Source organism: Pontibacter rufus (assembly GCF_015694705.1).
GTDB classification, from domain to species: Bacteria; Bacteroidota; Bacteroidia; order Cytophagales; family Hymenobacteraceae; genus Pontibacter; species Pontibacter rufus.
In genome coordinates, this window is the sequence record NZ_JADQDR010000008.1 from 118,596 (window position 1) to 139,741 (window position 21,146).

General features: G+C 49.3%; 16 protein-coding genes. 7 read left to right on the forward strand and 9 right to left on the reverse strand.

Annotation, left to right across the window (positions count from 1 at the left end; translation table 11 throughout):
• Positions 1-505: 505 nt before the first annotated feature.
• Positions 506-4,168: an IPT/TIG domain-containing protein gene (locus tag I2I11_RS14410; RefSeq protein WP_196268432.1), complete on the forward strand. Its 3,663-nt coding sequence runs from the start codon at positions 506-508 to the stop codon at positions 4,166-4,168.
• Positions 4,169-4,345: 177 nt separating this feature from the next.
• Here I2I11_RS14410 and I2I11_RS14415 read toward each other — a convergent pair whose 3' ends face one another.
• The 6 genes from I2I11_RS14415 to I2I11_RS14440 form a co-directional block, all read right to left on the reverse strand.
• Complete coding sequence (locus I2I11_RS14415) at positions 4,346-5,239, reverse strand: DUF5777 family beta-barrel protein (protein WP_230680304.1); 894 nt, start codon at positions 5,237-5,239, stop codon at positions 4,346-4,348.
• Entirely contained in the window at positions 5,236-5,805 is a 570-nt protein-coding gene (locus tag I2I11_RS14420; RefSeq protein ID WP_196268433.1) for a YceI family protein, read from the reverse strand. Before I2I11_RS14420 ends, I2I11_RS14415 begins: the two co-directional genes overlap by 4 nt.
• Before the next feature lie 122 nt (positions 5,806-5,927).
• Positions 5,928-6,317, reverse strand: coding sequence for a hypothetical protein (locus I2I11_RS14425; protein ID WP_196268434.1), 390 nt, complete (start codon positions 6,315-6,317; stop codon positions 5,928-5,930).
• A 325-nt stretch (positions 6,318-6,642) separates the two neighbouring features.
• A complete protein-coding gene (locus tag I2I11_RS14430; RefSeq protein ID WP_196268435.1) occupies positions 6,643-7,968 on the reverse strand; it encodes a hypothetical protein in 1,326 nt (441 codons plus the stop codon).
• Positions 7,946-8,512 (reverse strand): RNA polymerase sigma factor, encoded by a 567-nt coding sequence (locus tag I2I11_RS14435; protein WP_196268436.1) that lies wholly within the window; start codon positions 8,510-8,512, stop codon positions 7,946-7,948. Before I2I11_RS14435 ends, I2I11_RS14430 begins: the two co-directional genes overlap by 23 nt.
• A 102-nt stretch (positions 8,513-8,614) precedes the next feature.
• Complete coding sequence (locus tag I2I11_RS14440; RefSeq protein WP_196268437.1) at positions 8,615-8,821, reverse strand: hypothetical protein; 207 nt, start codon at positions 8,819-8,821, stop codon at positions 8,615-8,617.
• Between the two features lie 287 nt (positions 8,822-9,108).
• On the opposite strand from I2I11_RS14440, the gene glgX reads away from it, so the two are divergent.
• Positions 9,109-11,235: a glycogen debranching protein GlgX gene (gene glgX / locus I2I11_RS14445; protein ID WP_196268438.1), complete on the forward strand. Its 2,127-nt coding sequence runs from the start codon at positions 9,109-9,111 to the stop codon at positions 11,233-11,235.
• Between the two features lie 356 nt (positions 11,236-11,591).
• Entirely contained in the window at positions 11,592-12,602 is a 1,011-nt protein-coding gene (locus tag I2I11_RS14450) for an alpha/beta fold hydrolase (protein ID WP_196268439.1), read from the forward strand.
• Between the two features lie 55 nt (positions 12,603-12,657).
• Here the strand turns inward: I2I11_RS14450 and I2I11_RS14455 are convergent, their stop codons facing one another.
• Positions 12,658-12,879 (reverse strand): hypothetical protein, encoded by a 222-nt coding sequence (locus I2I11_RS14455; protein WP_196268440.1) that lies wholly within the window; start codon positions 12,877-12,879, stop codon positions 12,658-12,660.
• Between the two features lie 146 nt (positions 12,880-13,025).
• Between I2I11_RS14455 and I2I11_RS14460 the strand changes: the two genes are divergently transcribed.
• Positions 13,026-13,793: a DUF547 domain-containing protein gene (locus tag I2I11_RS14460; protein WP_196268441.1), complete on the forward strand. Its 768-nt coding sequence runs from the start codon at positions 13,026-13,028 to the stop codon at positions 13,791-13,793.
• 106 nt (positions 13,794-13,899) lie between these two features.
• Complete coding sequence (locus tag I2I11_RS14465) at positions 13,900-14,277, forward strand: hypothetical protein (protein ID WP_196268442.1); 378 nt, start codon at positions 13,900-13,902, stop codon at positions 14,275-14,277.
• Positions 14,278-14,371: 94 nt separating this feature from the next.
• On the opposite strand, the gene I2I11_RS14470 is transcribed toward I2I11_RS14465, so the two are convergent.
• Both I2I11_RS14470 and I2I11_RS14475 read right to left on the reverse strand, forming a co-directional pair.
• Positions 14,372-14,776 carry a response regulator gene (locus I2I11_RS14470; RefSeq protein WP_196268443.1) on the reverse strand — a complete coding sequence of 135 codons (405 nt, stop codon included), beginning with the start codon at positions 14,774-14,776 and terminating at the stop codon, positions 14,372-14,374.
• 14 nt (positions 14,777-14,790) lie between these two features.
• Positions 14,791-18,126 (reverse strand): PAS domain S-box protein, encoded by a 3,336-nt coding sequence (locus tag I2I11_RS14475; RefSeq protein ID WP_196268444.1) that lies wholly within the window; start codon positions 18,124-18,126, stop codon positions 14,791-14,793.
• A gap of 372 nt (positions 18,127-18,498) precedes the next feature.
• Here I2I11_RS14475 and I2I11_RS14480 point away from each other — a divergent pair, with 372 nt between their 5' ends.
• Positions 18,499-20,733, forward strand: a complete 2,235-nt coding sequence (locus I2I11_RS14480; RefSeq protein ID WP_196268445.1) for a heavy metal translocating P-type ATPase — start codon at positions 18,499-18,501, stop codon at positions 20,731-20,733.
• 124 nt (positions 20,734-20,857) lie between these two features.
• Positions 20,858-21,070, forward strand: a complete 213-nt coding sequence (locus I2I11_RS14485) for a heavy-metal-associated domain-containing protein (protein WP_196268446.1) — start codon at positions 20,858-20,860, stop codon at positions 21,068-21,070.
• Positions 21,071-21,146: the final 76 nt, after the last annotated feature.

Sequence of the window (21,146 nt, forward strand, 5' to 3'; positions counted from 1 at the left end):
TGCCAGACAGCGGTTTCTTCTGGTGCAATATGCCCAATATAAGAAGCACTACTATACTTAAGGCAGCGGGTGTGTTATTTTAAGAGGGCTTAATATTCTGATAACCATTGACATACGATTATTTAGAACTTTACTTCCTTATTCTTGCTCTCTACTAAATATAATATCGTTATAATATAAATAATTACTTAAATTATTGCTAAGTTTATAGAACACAGAGTATAAGTATACTATAGGTAATAATACTTCAGTATTAATCAGGCTTATGTTGCTGTACTTACGTGGGCTGTCAGTATGGTTTCCTCTCTTACCCTGAAGCGATTTTACTTATGACTTTTAACTTCTGTAGCCTGCCTGCCGCAGAAGTGCTATTACCCTGCGCCCGCCTTTGGCATATCTTTCTCCCCCTGGCCTCACTTTGGCCAGGCTGATGCTTGCAACAAGGCATCGGCTTTGGCTTTTCTCCGGTAGCATTTCCATTTAAAAACTTTAAATCCTGATTCTCATGAAAGCACTTTTACTTTTTCCAAACATGCTTAGGAGTTTTTTCCTGAACTCCTGGTGGCTCCGCGCTGCCTTGGTGCTGCTGTTATGGGGCAGCTTTGCTTCATTGGCTCTGGCCCAGACCAAGGTATGGGATAAAGCTTATCATATTAGAGGAGAACTTTATCTCCCTGCTGTGGTTGCTTCGCAGCAAGGCGGCTACCTATTGGCTGGAACGAATAATGACATAGTGGAAGACCCTCCTGTTAGCAGAGGCTTGGTGCAAAAGATAGCCAGCAACGGGACAGAACAATGGGAAAGGCTTTACACAAACCGTGGTGACGACCGCCTCAATGCCGCTATTGCTACAGTGGGTGGGGGGTACCTGCTGGGAGGAATTACGCAAACCCCCACCAGTGATGGAGTTGGCCAGCATGATTCGGACTACTGGCTCATCAAAATTGACGCTGAAGGCAACGAAATATGGAACAAAACCTATGGCGGCAGCGGAGAGGATGCTGTTACATCCTTGATTGCTACGGCAGATGGCGGCTATCTGGTAGGGGGCACTTCTTCCTCTGCGGTAGGTGGCGACAAAAGCGAGGCCAACCAGGGCAAAACAGATTACTGGATTATCAAAACCGATAAGAACGGGAATAAACTGTGGGACAAAACCTATGGCGGCAGCGGAGATGATGGCCTTCGTGCTATAGTCATTACTCCGAACGGCTACCTATTGGGTGGCACTTCCTTTTCAAATATAAGCGGCGACAAAACAGACGATGGTCCCTGGGATGAGGGATACTGGATAGTGAGGATAGACGAAAGCGGTAATAAAATATGGGACAAGAGCTTTGAGGGGTTAGCATGGGCTGATTTAGGCGCAATGCTGGCCATACCCAACGGCGGCTTTCTGTTGGGCGGCTCTGCCTATTCTGAGAAGTATAGCGAGGAACGCCAGGGCTCAGATGACTACTGGATAGTGAAAGTAGATGCTAAAGGAAATAAGGTGTGGGACGAGTATTTTGGCGGGGACGGTTTAGAGACATTAAGTGACATGTTGGCTACACCCGATGGTGGTTACCTGCTGGGCGGCTATTCAGATTCAGAAAAAGGTGGTGATGTGACAGAAGCCGGCCGAGGTGACAATGATTACTGGATCGTGAGAATTGATGGAAGTGGTAATAAAATTCGGGATAAGCGCTTTGGTGGGAATGGCTCTGATGAACTACATGCTATGCTAACTACGGAAGAAGGAGGATACCTGCTCGGCGGGGTTTCCTTGTCAGGTGTTAGCGGCGACAAAACTAAAGAAAGACGAACGCCTAGTTGGTGGGTGATAAAGATAGATGGATTAAAAAAGGACCAGACCATTACTTTCGATTCTATTCCAAACAAGACACTGGACGATGCTCCCTTTGTGCTACCGGCCAGAGCCAGTTCGGGGCTACCGGTGCATTTTGAGGTACGAGGCCCGGCCACAGTGACCGACAGTATTCTCACTATCACCGGAGAAGGTGTTGTAACGATATATGCCTCGCAGCCGGGCAACGACATGTATAATGCAACCGCAAAAAATGTGGTCAGGTCCTTTGTGGTGAGAGATGCTTCGTCGCCTGCCCTGATTGTGTGGGACAAAGCGTATAATGATGGGGATGATAATCAACTTGAGGCAATGGCCACTGCGCCGGAGGGAGGCTACCTGCTGGCTGGAACAAATTATGATACGGGCGGCATGCAGACCCATGCAAACTTTCTGGTTGTCAAAACAGATACAAGCGGAAATCAGGTATGGACACAGTACTATGCGAAATACGGCTACGACCGCCTTACCACTATCATTGCTACCCCGGATAGTAATTACTTGCTGGGTGGTATAGCCGAATCTTCTACATTTAAAGGCGAAAACGAAGCGTCAGAGTCTGACTTCTGGCTTATCAAAATCGATAAAGACGGGAATAAGCTATGGGATAAGACTTATGGCGGCACTGGGAACGAGTTGCTGGGCACCATCCTTACCACACCTGACGGCGGCTTTCTGATAGGCGGCACTTCATTTTCCGGCAAAAGTGGCGATAAGAGCGAAGCCAGTCAGGGCGGAAGCGACCAATGGATAATCAAAATTGACGCAAATGGTAGCAAAGTATGGGATAAAACCTATGGCGGTTCCGGTAACGATGAACTCTCCGACCTTGTGGCTGCTGCAGATGGCGGATACCTGCTGGGCGGCACTTCCAGTTCAGGTATAAGCGGCGACAGGACACAAGCTAACCAGGGCGAAAATGACTATTGGATAGTGAAAATAGATGCTGCGGGAAATAAAGTAGGGGATAAAGCCTTTGGCGGCGCTGGCAAAGATGTGCTGGCAACTATAGTTACCGCACCGGATGGAGGTTATCTGTTAGCTGGCTCTTCCATCTCAGGTATAGGTGGGGACAAGAGCGAGGTCAGCCGGGGCAAAGATGATTATTGGATTGTAAAAACCGACGGAGGCTTAAATAAAGTATGGGACAAAACTTTTGGTGGTAGCGAAAGTGATGAACTTTCTGCTATACTTGCTACAGCAGACGGAAATTTTTTGCTAGGGGGGTCCTCTGAATCTGGCATCAGCGGCGACAAGAGCGAAGCCAGCTGGGGGGAGAAGGATTATTGGATTGTGAAAATCGATGCCGCTGGCAAAAAGCTATGGGATAAACGCTTTGGCGGGAATGACTTTGACTTTTTGGGCGACATGTTGGTTACGGCCGATGGAGGCTACTTGCTGGGTGGTGGTTCCTACTCAGTTATAAGCGGCGACAAAACAGAATCTCTGGCGCCCGATTTCTGGGTCATCAAAATAAAAGACCTGTCTGTGCCACCAGCGCCACCGGCTCCTGTGTTTACCTCCGTTTCACCCCGGGCGGCGCTTCCGGGTACTACTGTCACTATTACCGGCGCCAACCTGCTGACTACTTCTGCTGTGCGCTTCAACGGGATGGAGGCAAGCTTTACCGTTGTCAACGACTCGACTTTAACAGCTACTGTGCCGCTTACAGCCCGTTCCGGAAAAATAGAGGTGGAAACGGCAGGAGGAAAGGCAAGCAGTGAAGATGCTTTTATCGTGCTGCAACCTGTTATCATTGTCTTCGCGCCTGACAGAGGGTACGCCGGCTCCAGGGTTCTCCTGTTTGGCAAGAACCTGGCCACTGCCACAAGAATAAGCTTTAACGGTGTGCCGGCCCAGGACTTTACCGTCTACAACGACTTCTTCATCCTGGCCAGGGTGCCTGAAGGCGCTACTTCCGGCAGGATAAGTGTAGATTTGGAGGGAGGCGCGCACGGCATGAGCAGCTGGACGTACAGGGTATTGCACAGGTTCTATCAGGAAGCTATTGCCCGCGACGAGGCAGCAAATCCGGATGACAAACAGACAGTGGCTTATCCTAACCCGTTCACAGCGGATGTGAAGATTTCTGTCAGCCACGAAAAGACAGAATCCATCAACCTGGTTATTTATTCCGCGTCAGGGCAGCAAATCAGGGAAATTTCTTTCGGTGAGTTGGGAGCTGGGCGCCATGATTTGCAATGGGACGGCGCCGACAGCCACGGAATACCGGTAGCGGAGGGTTTATACTTCTACCGCGTAGTGCTCGATGGCAAACCCGTAAGCGGCAAACTGCTGAAAGCCGGCAGCAGCACCGAGTAATTAACAGGAAAGAGGCTTATGCTGTGCAGTCAGGTGCAACGCTACTACTTTCCATACAAAAGCCCACCGGAACCCGGTGGGCTTTTGTATGGAAACCTCTTTTAAGGCTATGAAATTTATACCTGAGGCTTATACTTAACTGCCTGCTGCCAGCTTATACTTGCACTCATGGAAATCTTATTTATTGTCCTTGCCCTGGAGGTCAAACACCCGTGAGATATTAAAACCAAAGTAAATGTCGCCATCAGCCCAGTTGCCTGTGGTCTGGGGTATAAAGAATTTTTCGACCATGCCCTGGGCATTTGTAAAAATGAGCTGGAATACGTGGCCGCCTGTCTCTACATCAAACCCTAAAGAAAGGCTGTTCCGGTAATTGTCAGCGGTTTCGCCGGGCAGCAGGTAATAGTATTCGGCATTAAAAGAAGTGCGTTTTGTTAATTTATACCTGCCGCCAACCCCAAGCGCATATACATTGTTTTCGTCCCTGCGCGCAGGCACCAGGTTGCGGTGCACCAGCGTAGGAGAGAGTTGCAGCGACAGTTTATCGTTGAATTTACGGGCCAGCAGCAACTGGTGCGTGAAGGTAAGCCGCGCAGAAAACGGGTTTTGCTGTTCCGGGTCCTGCCTTAAGGATGTCAGCGCTGTGCTGGTAAACAGTGTCAGCGTCAGCGGTATCCGGGTGCCCGTACTGGTTTGCTGCAGCAGTTTATACTTTGCAAATCCATCATACGTTTTCTCCAGTGAACTGCGTCCAACACCGATGGTCAGCTTGTCCGTAAGGCCATACTCCAGGCCGAGCCGGATGGTAGCCTGATCCAGGCCGAAGAAGTTATAGGCGCCGCTGTTGAGTGTCCCGAAGCGATGCGAGATAAGGAAAAGCAGTGTGCCTCCGCCGTTGGTTTCAACGGTATGGCCGTTCACCAGGCGGGTTGCTTTAAATGTGCCGGAAACCTGGTTTACCTGCACGCTGTCCTGTGCCTCCGCCAGCGCCATTAAATCGTCCTGCGCCCGGCCGGTGGCCGATAGTAGCAGGGCAAAACAAATCACAAAACTGGTTTTAAATAAATTCATGGTGTCTGGCTGGTAAAGGGTTCGTAAAGCATTTCCACAGTAATATCGATGCGCTTGGCAATGTGCTCCCGCACCAGCAAGGGTATCTCGATGTTGAACTCCTGCGGCGTAACCGAAAAGGTAGACTTGCCCTGAATTTTGTTGTCTTGCACTACCAATATTCCCTCGGTATCAACCTGCTTGTCCACGCCGTGTATGGTGAGCACTCCCGTTACATTTACTTTGTAAGTATGGTCGCCGGACAGGTCAATGGCTTTGATATTCATCACGCGGCCTTTGAAGGTGGCCTTCGGATAGGTATCAGACTCCACAAAATTTTCGTTGAAATGCTCCTGCATCAGGGATTTCCTGAACTGAAAAGCTCTCATGGTGACCGAAAAAACCAAATCGCCTGTACTCATGTCGATAAAAGATACGACCTGCTCGTTGTGTGCCTCGATGTTTTCCAGGGGCGCTTCGGAGAAAAACGAAATATGGCCCTGCTTCGTGAAATAGCGTGCCTGCCCCCGGACTGCTGCCTGAAAACCGAGCAAGCCTATCAATAGTATAAAAATGGTCTTTTTCATAGAACTGTGTTTGAAGGTTTGTATCAGGTAAACGGGCGGCATTCAGGTATGGCGCATCCTTACCTGCAGGAACTCACGCTGCAAGGCCACATGGCAAAGCAAAAAGTATGTTGCACTGCTTTTTAATTATTAGGCGCGCCTGCCTTTACCCAGCTCTTTATTTTATTAATGTCGCAGGCAGGAAGTTTAGCGCCTCCCTGGGGCATCGGAGGGTAGCCGGGAGCATGCGTAATTACACCTACAAGGTTGCCGTTATTGGCCTGCTTTTGTACCCCGGCATAGGTATCCAGCACCACGCCATTGGTGGCTACCGAGGAGCTGTGGCAACTGTAACAGTTGGCGGCAAGTATAGGTGATACAGTTTTGGCGAAAGTAACATTGGTGGTGTCGCACTGTTCGGGTTGCGGCTTCGGCTGCGGATCTATATCTTCAGAATTATCGCTGGTACAAGCCGTAACAGCAGCGCCGAGAAAAGCCAGAAGCGCCAGGAAAGTATAAGTTAAACGTGCCATAGTAGTTTATTTTGAGTTTATAGATTGTGCAAAGTGTTATCCGGAAAACCTGACTGTACCATTTAAGGCAAGCCCGGCATAAAGCGCATCAGTTTATGTATCGCCTCTTCTTTCTTTGGCTGAAAAGGAGTTGAAGAGTTCGGACGCAACCGCAAACGGTTAAGTAGAATCAGTGGGCAGCAGACCGGCTGGCAGCCGCTGGTATTCAGGGTATGAGAGCATGGCGTTCATTTGTGAAAAGCGACAAATTCCTAAAAGTAAAGGCACAGCAGGTCATCCTAACACAGAGCAGGCTGTGTTACCAGGGGTAGAAAAATTGTGTTTTTTATTTCAGTTCGAAACGATAGCCGGCACTTAGGAAAACCCCGGCGCTGGACAGCTTTACATGCCCGGCGCCAATGCCTGAAAGCGGTATTTTTACAAAGGGTGCAACGCCCAGCGAAAAGGCCGGAGAAACTTTATAAGTATAGCTGGCAGCTAAATTCTGTACTTTAAACCAGTGCCTGTTCTGGCCGGCCGGTTCCCACGTTTTCTGGTAAGGGTAGTACCCGCTGCCTTTGTAGTTATAGGTATACTTTTCGTCCAGCATAATATAACTGGAGAGGCCTGCCTGTATGGCCGCTGTGCTATGGCCGTGTTCCAGCAGTTGCCATTCCAGGTTCAGCGGTATGTCCAGCACCTTACAAACAGCGTCTATGGTGGTGGGCAGTTTTTTACCATCCCAATAATCATCAGAAGGGGTGTAGTCGCGGGGCAAAGCTCCGTATACTTTATCGGCCCACACGGCCCCCGATACCAGACTGAGCCGCCGGGTGATGGGTATGCTGATGCTGATGCCTGCATTGGTGCTGATAGCGCCCGGATTCCTGAACTTCACCATCGTAAAGTCGGGCGCAACGACCAGGGCTATCCCGATGCTGCTTAAGAAAGTTCGTTTCTTCTTTTCGGACAGCCTGCTGCTGTCGGCCATGGCTGTAACAGGTGTGTCGCTTACTACTTTTTCGACTGAATCCGCCGCAGCCGCTTCTCCGGATTTGGGGTAAACCTGTTGCAGCGCCAGTGCATCTGCGGCAGTTTTCTGCGTATCAGCAGGAGCAAGCGTCATCTGTTGCTGCCTTTCTTCCGGTTGAGGCTGCAGTTCAACCACGCCGGCTGTTGTATCCGGGAGCAAGACTGTGGCAGGTAGCTGCTGCAGGTTATTTTTCTCAGCTCGGGCACTCCTTCCTGCTGTTTTCTTCTTTTCCGATTTGGGTGCAGCAGCTTCAGCAACCGGTGCCTGTTTGCTTTCCATGGCCTTTTGGGGAGCAACCTGTGCCTGTTCGGGTTTAATGTTCCGGAATGTTTTTTCCGCCGTTTCAGTGTTGGCTGTTATACTCTTTTGTTGTGTTTCCGGTGTTATGGCCTCTTGGCTGTTTATTACAGATTGTGGGCTTTGCGTACGCTTCAGTATAATTGGGAAACTTACAATCAGGACCAGCAAAAGCAACGGAAAGAATCGTTTTAGCCATTTCTGCCGCACACGCTCCTGCACCCGATCCAGCTTTTGTTCCATGCCGTGCCAGGCATCCGGATCAAAGGCGGGCTCGAAGTTGCCGGCGGCTTTCCTGAACAGGTCGTCGAGCTCTTCGTCAGATATATTGTTTGTGCTCATCTATCCTGTTTTTTTTTAATGCTTCTCTTAAATTGGCCCTTGCTTTAAACAAGTTCGATTTAGAAGTACCCACCGATATTCCTAGCATCTCTGCTATCTCCTCATGCAGGTAGCCATCTATTACATACATGTTGAAAACAGTTCTGTAAGCCGGCGATAACTGCTGAATGAGGCTAATCAGGTATTCATAGTTTATTTGCTGTAACACGTCAAATGAATCTGCTTCCGGCAATGCCGTTTCTATGTCCGACAAGTGGTAGTGCTTCAGGTTATGACGGTAGCTGTCCAGGGCCGTGTTAATCATTATCCGCCGGAGCCACAGTTTAAATGGTTTTTTAGGGTCATACAGATTTAGTTTCGTAAACACCTTCATAAAACCATCGTTAAGCACCTCTCCTGCCTCTTCTGCATCTTTTGAGTAGCGTACACAAATACTCATGGCATAGCCAAAGAAATGCTTGTACAGCTTTCCTTGTGCCTCACGGTCCTGTTTCAGGCATCCGCTAAGCAAGTCTTCGACCTCTTTGCTCGTTGTGTCGTTCACGCTATCAGGTTTTGCGCTCTCATCACGGAGAAGAATTTGAATGGGTTGCCTCTAGTTATAAATTTTTATTCATTTATCTATACCTCTGCCGCCCGTGTTTACTTATATCCGGTAAGTATAAACTTTAGTTGTAGTGGTTTGCAGTTCAGCAGGTTGTATTGGCGCTTTGCGGCCGGAAGCTTTCGGTTTATACATGAAAAAGCACTGCAACAGGCGCAATACTATTGAAGCATTCGGAGCGCCTGCCTGCATCCATTTTGTTGGTGGGTGCAGGCTGTTGGCATCGCCTGCAATGCCGCTGATGATCATCTTGCGGCTTTGCCTATCTTTTGCTGACTTTCTTTTTTCCGAAAATGTATGCCTGCTCAGGATGATAACACAAAGTACAGGAGCATAGCAGGAATCAGAAAACAGGCAGGTGCTTTTTGCTGCGGCCAGTAAACATGCCGCACGTCAGCCTTAAACTATTTGCTGTTTATAAAGTATAAGAAATGGCTTTGCCGCCAGCCCGCATGTTGCATTTATACTTTGGCGGCAATCCGGTAATTGTCAGCAGCTGATATAAGCTGCTGTTTTATTAATGCTTAAATATTTACATGAAAATTACTACATATCTTGGAAGCCCGTTTCCGTTGGGTGCCACCTGGGACGGGAAAGGAGTGAATTTTGCCCTTTACGCAGACAATGCTACCAACGTGGAGCTTTGTTTATTTAATAATCCGGACGACAAAAAGGAGTTCGCAAAGGTGAAGATGGAGGAGCGTACTTACCAGGTATGGCACGTGTACCTGCCTGACGCAAGGCCGGGACAGCTGTACGGTTATAGGGTGTACGGGCCTTATAATCCCCAGGAAGGCGAGCGTTTTAATCCCAATAAGCTCTTAATCGACCCTTATGCAAAAGCCATTTCGGGCACTATAGAATGGCACGACTCGCTGTTTGGCTATAAAATGGGCGACAAAAACCAGGATCTGAGTTTTAGTAAAACAGACAGTGCGCCCTTTATCCCAAAATCAGTCGTTATCGATTCGGCATACGATTGGGAAGGGGATGTCGCACCAAAGATTCCGTATCACCAGACCATTATTTACGAAACACATGTAAAAGGCTTTACGCAGCTTCATCCGGATATTCCGGAGGAGATACGCGGCTCCTATCTGGCACTCGCGCACCCGGTTACTATAAATTATCTGAAAGAGCTGGGTATTACGGCGATAGAACTGATGCCGGTGCATCATTTTATCACTGATCGTCATTTAAAAGACAATGGCCTGACCAATTACTGGGGCTATAATACGATCGGTTTTTTTGCGCCTGATGTGCGATATGCTTCCACGGGTACGATAGGCGATCAGGTGCTGGCGTTTAAAAAAATGGTGAAAGAATTCCACAAGGCGGGGATTGAGGTGATTCTGGATGTGGTGTATAACCATACCGGCGAGGGCAACCAGATGGGGCCAACGGTTTCGTTCCGCGGCATCGACAATGCCTCGTATTACCGGCTGGTAGACGACAACAAGCGCTACTACATGGATTATACCGGCACCGGCAACACGCTGAACGCCAACCTGCCCAATGTACTGCGCCTTATTATGGACAGCCTGCGTTACTGGATTCTGGAGATGCACGTGGATGGATTCCGCTTTGACCTGGCCTCTACACTGGCCCGCGAACTGCACGAGGTAGACCGGCTGAGTGCTTTTTTCGATATTATATACCAGGACCCCGTTATATCGCAGGTAAAGCTGATTGCCGAGCCTTGGGACATTGGCGAAGGTGGCTACCAGGTAGGCAACTTTCCACCGGGCTGGTCGGAGTGGAATGGCAAGTACCGCGACTGTATCCGCGACTACTGGCGCGGCGCCGACAGCATGCTGGCTGAGTTTGCCGAACGTTTTACCGGCAGTTCCGACCTGTACCGCGACGACCGCCGCAAGCCTACAGCCAGCATTAACTTTATAACTGCCCATGATGGTTTCACGCTGAATGATCTGGTATCATACAACGAGAAACACAACGAGGCAAACGGCGAGAACAACAATGACGGCGAGAGTCACAACCGATCCTGGAACTGCGGCGCAGAAGGTCCCACCGATGATCCGGCTATACTGGCACTGCGGCAAAGGCAGAAGCGAAATTTCCTGACCACGCTTTTCCTGAGCCAGGGCGTGCCGATGCTGGTAGCCGGCGATGAGATAAGCCGCACACAGGGCGGTAATAACAATGCCTATTGCCAGGACAACGAAATATCATGGGTAAACTGGGCGGCTGCCGACAAGGATTTGCTTGCCTTTACGCAGAAGCTTATCAGGCTTAGAAAAGACCACCCGGTGTTTTGCCGCCGCCGCTGGTTTCAGGGCAGGCCCATCAAGGGAGTTGGTGTAGAAGATATTGCCTGGTTTTTGCCCGAAGGAACTGAGATGACAGAGGAAAACTGGAACCATGATTTTGCAAAGTCTCTGGCCGTATACTTAAACGGGCGCGGGGTGCACTCGCAGGGGCCAAAAGGAGAGCAGATTCTGGACGACAGCTTTTATCTTATTTTCAACGCGTACCACGGCGAACTGGAATACAGGCTGCCACCGGCCAAGTATGGCACTAAGTGGACCAAGATACTGGACACAACCGAAAACCTGATAGAAGACGCTATCACTTATGCCGCAGGCGATGCCGTAATGGTGCAGGGCAACTCTGTTGTGCTGCTCCACCACCCGCTGCAGTAAAATTGAAGTATAAGTAATATAAGTTTGGTTCATTTTAAAGCAACAGCCTCCGGGATAAAGTCTCAGGGGCTGTTGCTTTTTTGACTGACTTATGGGCTGATTGCTTCGTGCCAGAGAAAGTATGACAGATAGCAGCATACCGGAAAACACAGCCGCCTGGCAGAAATTGAAGAGTGATGACAAAATCAGAATCTGCAAGCTGGGTTAAACAGTGACGCCCGAAGAACACGCCTTGCTGCCGGAAAAGTTTTCAGGTTTCTGTTTTATACTTCAGGCCTATAATATAGCTGCGGACTTTTGTTTTAAACAATTCTGTAGGCCTGGCTGTAAAACTATGACCAAGAAACAGGAAGCTTATGACACTAAAACAACCCCGGCCTATACTTGTAGTAGTTCTCAACCTGCTGTTTTTGCTGCCACAACTGGCGCAGGCGCAGCAAAAACCAACCTATAATGCTACGCTGGATGGGTACACCTATCCATATGAAGTGCAGTCTTTTCCGGTGCAGGTAGAGGGCGAAAAGTATAAAATGGCTTACATGGATGTGGCGCCTGCCAAAAAGGTGCAGAACCCGCAAACGGTGCTGCTGCTGCATGGCAAAAACTTTCTGGGCGCTTATTGGGCGCAAACCATTAAATTCCTGTCCGAAAACGGTTTCCGGGTAGTGGTGCCCGATCAGATTGGATTCGGCAAATCCGACAAGCCTGAAGTATACTATAATTTCCATCAGCTGGCACAGAGCACGCAGGAATTGCTGCAGCACCTGGGCGTAAAACAAGTGATAGTAGTAGGCCACTCGATGGGCGGGATGCTGGCTACGCGTTTTGCGCTGCTATACCCGGAGATGACAACGAAGCTGGTGCTGGAAAATCCTATCGGGCTGGAGGATTACCGCCTCTTTGTGCCCTACAAAAACATGGCGGAGCTGTACCAGACAGAACTGAACCGTACAGGGGAATCGATGCGGAAGTATCATCAAAGCTACTATACTTCCTGGAAACCGGCTTACGACGAGTGGGTGCGGGTGCCGGCGGCGCAACTCCAGAGCCCGGATTATCCGAAGGTAGCCAAAGCATCTGCCCTTACTTATGCCATGATATACCAGCAGCCGGTGGTGTATGAGTTTAGTCAGTTACAAATGCCGGCGCTGCTGGTAATAGGCCAGGCAGACAGAACCATTGTGGACAAAGGCTACATCAAAGACAAACAAAAATTGCAGGAGCACGGGCAGTATCCGGAGTTGGGCAGGAAAACGGCTGCAGCTATTCCGCAAGGTAAATTGGTGGTGTTAGAAAACGTGGGGCATATTCCGCACCTGGAAGCAACGCAGCAGTTTCATCAGGCGCTGCTGGATTTTATCAGGTAGCCGGGACTTAAGTTTTGTTGATCGGACATAATTTATACTTATTGCGGTCACCGGTTTAGTGGTGATGGTGATCATCTCCGGGCTTGCTTCTATAGTTAGCGATGGTGCCGAGGCTGAAAAACACGAGCCAGCACAAGTATAAAGCATCAAAGTTTTTGACGGTTTTGCCAAGCAATACCAGGATAAGGTGCGCCACCAGCGTCATTACCAGGCCGGTGGCCGCAACAAACTGGTAGGAATTCATCTGGCGTGGATCGTAAATTTTGGAAAGATTCATGTAGCCTTTAACTGGTTAATTATCGCTGAACAAAAATAAGCGGGACCGGGTGCCGTTTCAGTGTGTTATTTTCCAAAGGTAACGAAATGGTGTGGTTGTTGTTAAAGCCAGCCATACTATAAAGTACACCATCAGAGGAATTCAGCATGAAAGGTTGTTTGCCATACTTTGTTTTATTTTTATTGCTGCTTACCCCATATGGCGCGGTGCGCGCTTCTGGTGCAGTAACTAAAGCGCTATACTTCTATACAGCGCCGGACTTTTATACTTCCCTTACCAACCTGCTGCAAGAGCATGTGCAGGAGGGCAGGGTAAATTATAAGGCTTTGCTGCAACACAAAAAACAGTTGCAGCAATTGGTGCGGGAGATAAGCAGCTATAATTTAAACGGAGCCACGGCATCAGAACAAAAGGCTTTTTACCTGAATGCTTACAATGTACTGGTGCTGCAGCAGGTGCTGCAACATTACCCAGTAAAATCGGTGAAGGACATCCCGGGATTCTTTGATAAAATTAAATTTAAGGTGGCGGGCCAGCAGCTTACGCTCAACGAACTCGAATCCAAAAAGCTGCGGGAGCCGTTCCATGATGCCCGGCTGCATTTTGCTCTTGTTTGTGCGGCCATGTCGTGCCCGCCGCTGCGCAACGAGGCATATACGCCGGCGGCAGTAGAGCGACAGCTGGAGGATCAGGCCCGCCATACTTTGCAGCATGGCCGCTTTATTCGGGTTCAGCCCGACGCTAAACGGGTGCTGGTATCAGAAATCTTTAAATGGTACCGGCCGGATTTTTTAGCTCAGGCTTCGTCTGTTCCGGATTACATTAACCTGTACCGCCAGGTGCCTGTTCCGGTAACGTATACGCTGGATTATTACCCGTACAACTGGCAGCTGAATGATGTTTCTGCAAAATAACAGGGTACAAGTATAGATTTAAGGCCGGGCTAAGTATAGCACAGGCGCACTGAACATGCGGCAGAGGGGCGCGTATAACACAGGTATACACTAAAACTGAAACGACATGCGTATTGACGAAGAAGATAAAGCGAAAGAAAGTATAACTGATCGGCCGGATAACGTGAACAGTGACTATAACGAGCGCGTCTCGAATGATAACCACCCCGACCCGACAGCCAAACGCAACATTGGTGCGGGAGGAGATACGGAGCGTGAGGGGCAGAAAGACAAACTGCAAAACCTACATATTGGCGGCAACGAGGCAACCGGCTATGGCGCTAATAACAGTAAAAGCACTGAGTCGTTTGCGCAGGGGCCCGGTTTTGAATACGAAGGCAGCGACACTGGTATGACCGGCGATGTGGCAGGCATACGAAGGGGCGATCAGCCGCTGGGCGCAGACGAAGAAGAACCGGACGACGCTGACCATAGCCGGATTTAGAGCACTGTGGTTTTGCTGAAATACCTGACTAACCCTCTAAAAAGGAAGTGGCCGCCGGAATTCCGGCGGCCACTTCCTTTTTAGAGGGTTGGTATCAGCTACTAATAAATTCCTCTTTGATAATATCCAGTATTTCAGGCGAGAGTGGCTTGGAGAAGAATTCCTTCACCTCTTCGTTGCTTTTGGCATTCATAATATCTTTTCTGTCTACGGCAGATGAGAGCATAAACAGGTAGCAATGCTTGGTACACTGCTCAGGTAACTGGCGGTACTCTTCAATAAAAGACCAGCCATCCATGCCCGGCATGTTGATGTCGAGGAAAATCAAATCCGGGAAGTTTTGCGAGGTGCTGTCAGCAGATTTTTTAAGAAAAGCAATAGCATCTTCTGCCCGCTCAAAGCTTAAAACCTCTTCTGCAAAATTGTAATTCCTGATGATGCTCTCGCATACAAAGTTATTTACTTCATCATCATCTATAAGCAATACTCTATGCAACACGCTCTTTTCTCCTGTTAGTTCTTGAAATAAATGTTGAAAGTGGTACCAACTCCCAGCTGGCTTTTTACTTCTACTTTACCATTAAGCAACTCTGCCTGTGTCTTTACCAGGTGCAGGCCCAGCCCTTTCCCTTCTATGCCGGGATGAAAGCGTTTGTACAGGCCAAACAGTTTATCTTTTGTCTTTGCCAGATCCAGACCAAGGCCGTTGTCCGAAACAGTGAGGCAAATATAGTCACTATGTTTGGTAGTTTTTAACGTTAAATGCAATTTTCTGTCCGGCGATCTATATTTAAAGGCGTTTGATATTAAATTAGTTATAATACTTTGGACATAGCTGCGAATTGTTTTGATTTTGGGTGCAGCATCAAAATCAATCACTACCTCGGCATCTCCTTTCTGAACCGCCAGGCTATCCAGTGCGTGCTGTACTACCTGCTCAAAGTATACGACTTCCTGAATGTGTTGCAGCTCACTGCGCAAAGTCAGCAACTCGTTCAGGTCGCGTATGGTGGAATCCAGCAGTTGTGCCGATTTTCCCAGGTTGTCTACCACACGCTGGTTAAGGGCGGCATCAGGCTGGGAGCGGTTATAGATGGAGGTAAGGCCCAGGATGTTGGCAATGGGCGCCCGCAGGTTGTGCGACACGATGTAGGCAAACTGTTGTAAGTTTTGGTTCTGTTTCAGTAGCTGATCGGTAAGCTCGTTGCGCTTTGCCTCCTCAGCCTTGTACTGCGTAATATCGGCAGCCGAGCCGTCGATGCGCAGCACCTTTCCCTGCTCATCCATCATAGGTGAGAGCCGTAGCTGCAGCCATCTGATATCGCCATTTCGGGCCTGTATCCGTATTTCGTGCTGTTGCCGGTGGCCGGCCAGCAGGTTGGGAACCAGCTTGTGTAGCATAGTTTGCTTATCTGCATCCAGCAGCGCCTCCTTCCAAAGGATGTAATTCTGCAGAAACTCTTCTTCAGTATAACCTGTTACCTCGCGGCACTGCGGACTTATGTACGTAAGCTTAAAACTTGCATCGGCAGAGAAGATTATCTCCGGAATATTTTCGAGTGTGGACTGCAACAGGTTTTTGGCTTCCGTTACTTCGCGCGCAGCTTCTACGCGTTCTGTAATATCCTGCACAGAGCCCGAAAGCCGGATGGGGGTGCCATCCATACTTGAAACCAGCTCACAGATTTCAAACAAGCTGCGTTCAGAACCATCTTTGAGTATAATTCTGTGATCAAAAGCCACTACTTTTTTGCTGTGTACAGCCTCTCTGAGCTTGTTTTCCACCATGTCTTTGTCCTGCGGGTGTATGTACTGCATGGCACTGATCCGCGAAGGCAGAAATGTCCCTTTTCTTTCTCTTAGTATAGTATAGACACCATCAGATACCGAGAGAGTCTCGCTTGCCAAATCATACTCCCAGTTGCCTAAGTGAGCCAGTTGCTGGGCACGTGCCAACTGGGCTTCACTGCGTTTAATGGTTTTGATAGCTTTCTTCTGGTCCGATATGTCGTTAATGGTTAAAGAGACAGCCAGCACGCTGTTATCGGCGGCCAGTATAGGGCGATAGGCGATTTCGTGCCAGTAATTACCTGCCCCGGCTTCGTAAAAAACAGCTTTGCCCCGCATGGCTTTGCCATGGTTGTCTTTTACCTGCTTCTGTAGAGGTGCTGCTATAAACTCCAGCAGGTTTTGCCCTTTTTCCAGCGTCCTGAGCTGGCTGCGCCTGATATCTGCCGCAGCAACCGCATTAAACGTGATGACATTTATTTCCTGATCGAGCAGAAAAATAGCTTGAGGTGCACTGTCGAGCAGCGCACGCAGGTTGGCCTCGCTTCTGGTCAGCTGATCCTGGGCTTCCTTTTGTTTGGTAATATCTATAAAGGTGCCGTTCCAGTACACCGAACCATCTTTTTTAGCGGTGGGCAGGCTGTGCCCCCTTAGCCATACATACTTGCCTTTGCCTGCATGCCATACCCGGAACTCCAGCTCCCAGGGCAAAAAGGTACGGAACGAATGCATCATAGATCTTTCCATTATGGCCAGATCATCGGGATGTAAAAGGCCGAACATATCCACCGGGCGCCCGATGGCCTCGGCAGCAGGTATGCCCACCAAAGCATGAATGCCCTCGCTCACGAACGGAAAGCTAAAGCTCCTGTCCGGATTAAGCTGAAACTGGTAGACGGCGCCAGGTATGCTGGAGCTGATTTCGCGCAGCTGTTTCTCGCTGTGCTCAAGTTTCTCCAGTATATCAACCTGCTCCTGTACATTGATGGCCACCACCACCCTCGGATGTGCATCTTTGTGCTTCGGCAGCCTGTGCGATCTGGTAGTTACTTTAAAAATGCTGCCATCTTTGCGTTTGTGCCGCCAGTAACCGGCAGCCAGCGCATTTTTATCTGAACTGGCGAACTGTTCCTCTAAAGCAGCTCTTTCAGACTCAAGCCGGATATCCCAGATAGTTTTAGATAAAAATTCCTCGCGGGTATAGCCATACTCCTGCTGTGCGGCCTTGTTCACTTCCAGAAACCTGTAATTCTGCTGGTCGACAACCCACATGGGCAGCGGATTGTTGTTAAACAAAGCTTTGTACTGGCGCTGGCTTTCCTGCAAAGCGGTTTCAAGTTGCATGCGCTCCCGGATCTCGGCATTCAGCATGTGGTTCTCGTGGTGCATCCGCTTGAATACTCTTATAAGTATAAAGGCTGCTCCAACAGCAAAAGCCAGGGCGAGCAACAGCAGCAGCGCATACTGATTTACAATGAAAGCAAACTTAGGTTTAAACCCACCGATATCCTGTTTGGTTGCTTCTGCTATGTTGTTGCTGAGGCTGATAAGCTGCGCCTGGTAGCGGCTATAAAAAGGCGCCAGGTATGCCCTGGTGTAGGCTTGTGCCTCTTTTAGCAGATTGCTGTCAATCAGTTTAAGCAGGCTGTCGGCATGTATGTTATAGTTAGCTTGATCCTGCTCAAGAGATTGGAGCAATGCCTGCCCTTCAGGTTGGGTCAGGAGCGTACCAAGTTTATCTATGATATTTTTATTTACTTCCTCAACCTGCTTCATCTCCTGGTACAGGCTGTCTTTTTTAGCTGCGTCCTGCGTTAGCACATGGGCCGTCAGTAAGGCCTGCGACAGTTCATTCTCCCTGAATAAGTCGTTCACTAACTTCAGCCGCTGGTAGGCATAAAATACCTTGCTGTCGTACTCCTGCTGTACCTGTGTCGCTTGTATGTAAGAAAACACACAAATAGAAACAAGCACTACGATCAGGCTGATAAAAGACAGGCCAACATAGCGCATTGTCTGCGTATAGCTTTTGATGCCTCTGGTCTTTTTAATTTGTTGCATACCGGGTTGCCGGAAAATAGGCCTGAAAATTTGCCATAACACTTTGAAGTTTAAAAACTTATACTTGAAATAATTAAATTTATACTTAGCTTATCCAGGATTTTAAAGATGAAGAATAATTAACAAACAAGCAAAATTATTGTTTTATAGCTTCTTAATGAGGTATTGGCAGCCATGTGTTAAATAAGTATAAAACTGATGATTTAAAATTAATATAAGTATAATCTAATTGCTGTAGATTGCGGATGAGGCGCCGCAACTACTTTCCTGCTACCGGATTGAGATAAAAGATGTAATCCTTCTTCTGAATTGTATAAGACATTGGCTGCACTGCTGTCGTATCTTTGTATAAGACATTTAGAGAAATTAAAGATGGCAGCGATAGCAGAAAGTAAACTTACAAAGCAGACGTTTCCGGTAGAGGGGATGAGTTGCGCCTCCTGCGCCGGCAGCATCGAAAGTATGCTGCGCGCCACCGGCGGCGTGCAGGAAGCCAATGTAAACTTTGCTTCCAAAACGGTGCAGGTGGCTTATGAGCCGCAGCAGATAAGCCCCGCGCAACTGCGGGATACTGTACACGAAATAGGATTTGAGCTGCTGATAGACGAGCAGACGCAGGAAGAACTGGAAGGGCGGCAGGCAACAGCGCTGGCCGAACTGAAACGGAAAACCATTGTGGCTGGTGTGCTGGCCGTGCCTGTTTTTATACTTGGCATGTTCTTTCATGGCGCGTTTGCCTGGGGCAACTGGGCCATGCTGCTGCTCACCGCACCGGTGCTGCTGTGGGCAGGGCAGCGCTTTTTTACCGGCGCCTGGGCGCAAGCCAAACATTTCAGAGCCAACATGGATACGCTGGTGGCGCTCAGTACCGGCATTGCTTTTATCTTCAGCGTGTTCAACACGGTTTATCCGCAGTTTTTCCTGAGCCGCGGGCTTATGCCGCATGTATACTACGAGGCGGTGGCCGTTATCATCGCGTTTATACTTTTGGGCAAATACCTGGAAGAGGGTGCAAAAGACCGCAGCTCCGCCGCCATTAAAAAGCTGATGGGTCTGCAGCCCAAAACGGTGCGCATCGTGCGCGGCGGCAAAGAACTGGAGCTGAAGATAGAAGAGGTGCAGGTAGGAGACAGGGTAGCGCTGCTGCCGGGCGAGCGCATACCTGTGGATGGCGAAATAGTGGCCGGAACTACTTTTGTAGACGAAAGTATGCTGAGTGGCGAGCCGCTGCCGGTGCAAAAACAGCCGGGCGACATGCTTTACGCAGGCACTATCAACCAGAAAGGAAGTGTACAACTGCAGGCGCTTAAAACCGGCAGCGAAACCACGCTGGCCCACATCATCAGAATGGTGCAGGAGGCGCAGGGCAGCAAAGCACCCGTGCAAAAGCTGGTAGATAAAATCGCTGGAATATTCGTGCCGGTAGTGCTCGCTATCGCTTTGCTTACTTTTGCTGCCTGGCTTATACTTGGCGGTGAGGCTTACCTGTCAGAGGCCCTGCTATCCACGATTTCGGTGCTGGTGATTGCCTGCCCCTGCGCGCTTGGGTTGGCTACGCCTACAGCCATCATGGTAGGTGTAGGCCGCGGCGCCGAGCATGGCATCCTGATAAAAGACGCCGAAAGCCTGGAGCGGGCGCACAAAGCAGACGTCATTATACTTGACAAGACCGGCACCATCACACTGGGCAAACCGTCGGTAACGGACGTAGTATGGGCAGAAAACGTAACAGGGAAGGAGCGCCTGGAACAGCTTTTCTTCTCAATGGAGGCGCAGTCGGAGCATCCTATTGCGCAGGCCGTTTATACTTATTATAAGGAGGCCGGCCAGCAGGCAATCCAGCCCGATTACTTCAGCAGCCTTACCGGCCTGGGCATCGAAGCAGATTATGAGGGCGTGCGCTATTTTTCCGGAAACCAGAAGCTGCTGCACGAGCAGGGTGTACGGGTGCCGGAGCAATTGCAGCAGGTAGCTGCAAAGCTGCAGGAAGATGCCAAAACCGTAATTTTCTTTGCTGATGCCATGCGGGCGCTGGCCGTTTTCGCTGTAAGCGACCCGGTTAAACCCACAGCCGCCGCAGGTATAAAAGCCATGCAGGAGGCAGGTCTGGAAGTATACATGCTCACCGGCGACAACCAGCAGACGGCCGCTGCCGTTGCCAGACAAATAGGTATCACCCATTTCGAGGCAGGATTGCTGCCAGGTGATAAGGCAGACATGGTGAAGAAATTACAGGCGGAAGGCAAAACCGTGGCGATGGCAGGAGACGGCATCAACGATGCGCAGGCCCTGGCCACAGCCGATATCAGCATTGCGATGGGGCAGGGTACAGACATTGCGATGGATGTGGCCGGTATTACGCTCATGCGCTCCGACCTGACGCAGGTGGCCGCCGCTGTGAAGTTGTCAAGAGCCACAGTGCAAACTATCCGCCAGAACCTGTTTTGGGCATTTTTTTACAATGTGATATGTATACCCGTAGCCGCCGGCGTGCTGTATCCCTTCACCGGTTTCCTGCTGAGCCCCATGATTGCCGGCGCCGCAATGGCCCTGAGTTCAGTGTCGGTGGTAACCAACAGCCTGCGCCTGCGGGGCAGAAAACTATAAATTCAAATGCCGGATTATATGATTCACAATTGATGTTTCATACTTGCTGATGAGTCCCATAAATGTATAATTGATTTTATCTGGTCATCCGGAATGTATTTTTAACTGATAAATTAAATTACGTATGAAAACTTATAAATTTAAAACAACCATTAACTGCGGCAACTGCGTGAAAGCAGTAACACCGCATCTGAACAAGCTGGAGGGTGTATCGGACTGGAAAGTAGATACGAACAACCCGGATAAGGTATTGGAAGTATCCACAGATTCGTTGGATGCCGAGGCGATAAAAAGCACGGTGGAGAAAGCAGGCTTTAAAGCAGAGAAAATAAGCTGACATGTCCTGCACGAAGTATAAAAAAGAGGCTGATGTACATCAGCCTCTTTTTTATACTTGTCCGTGTGCTTTTGTG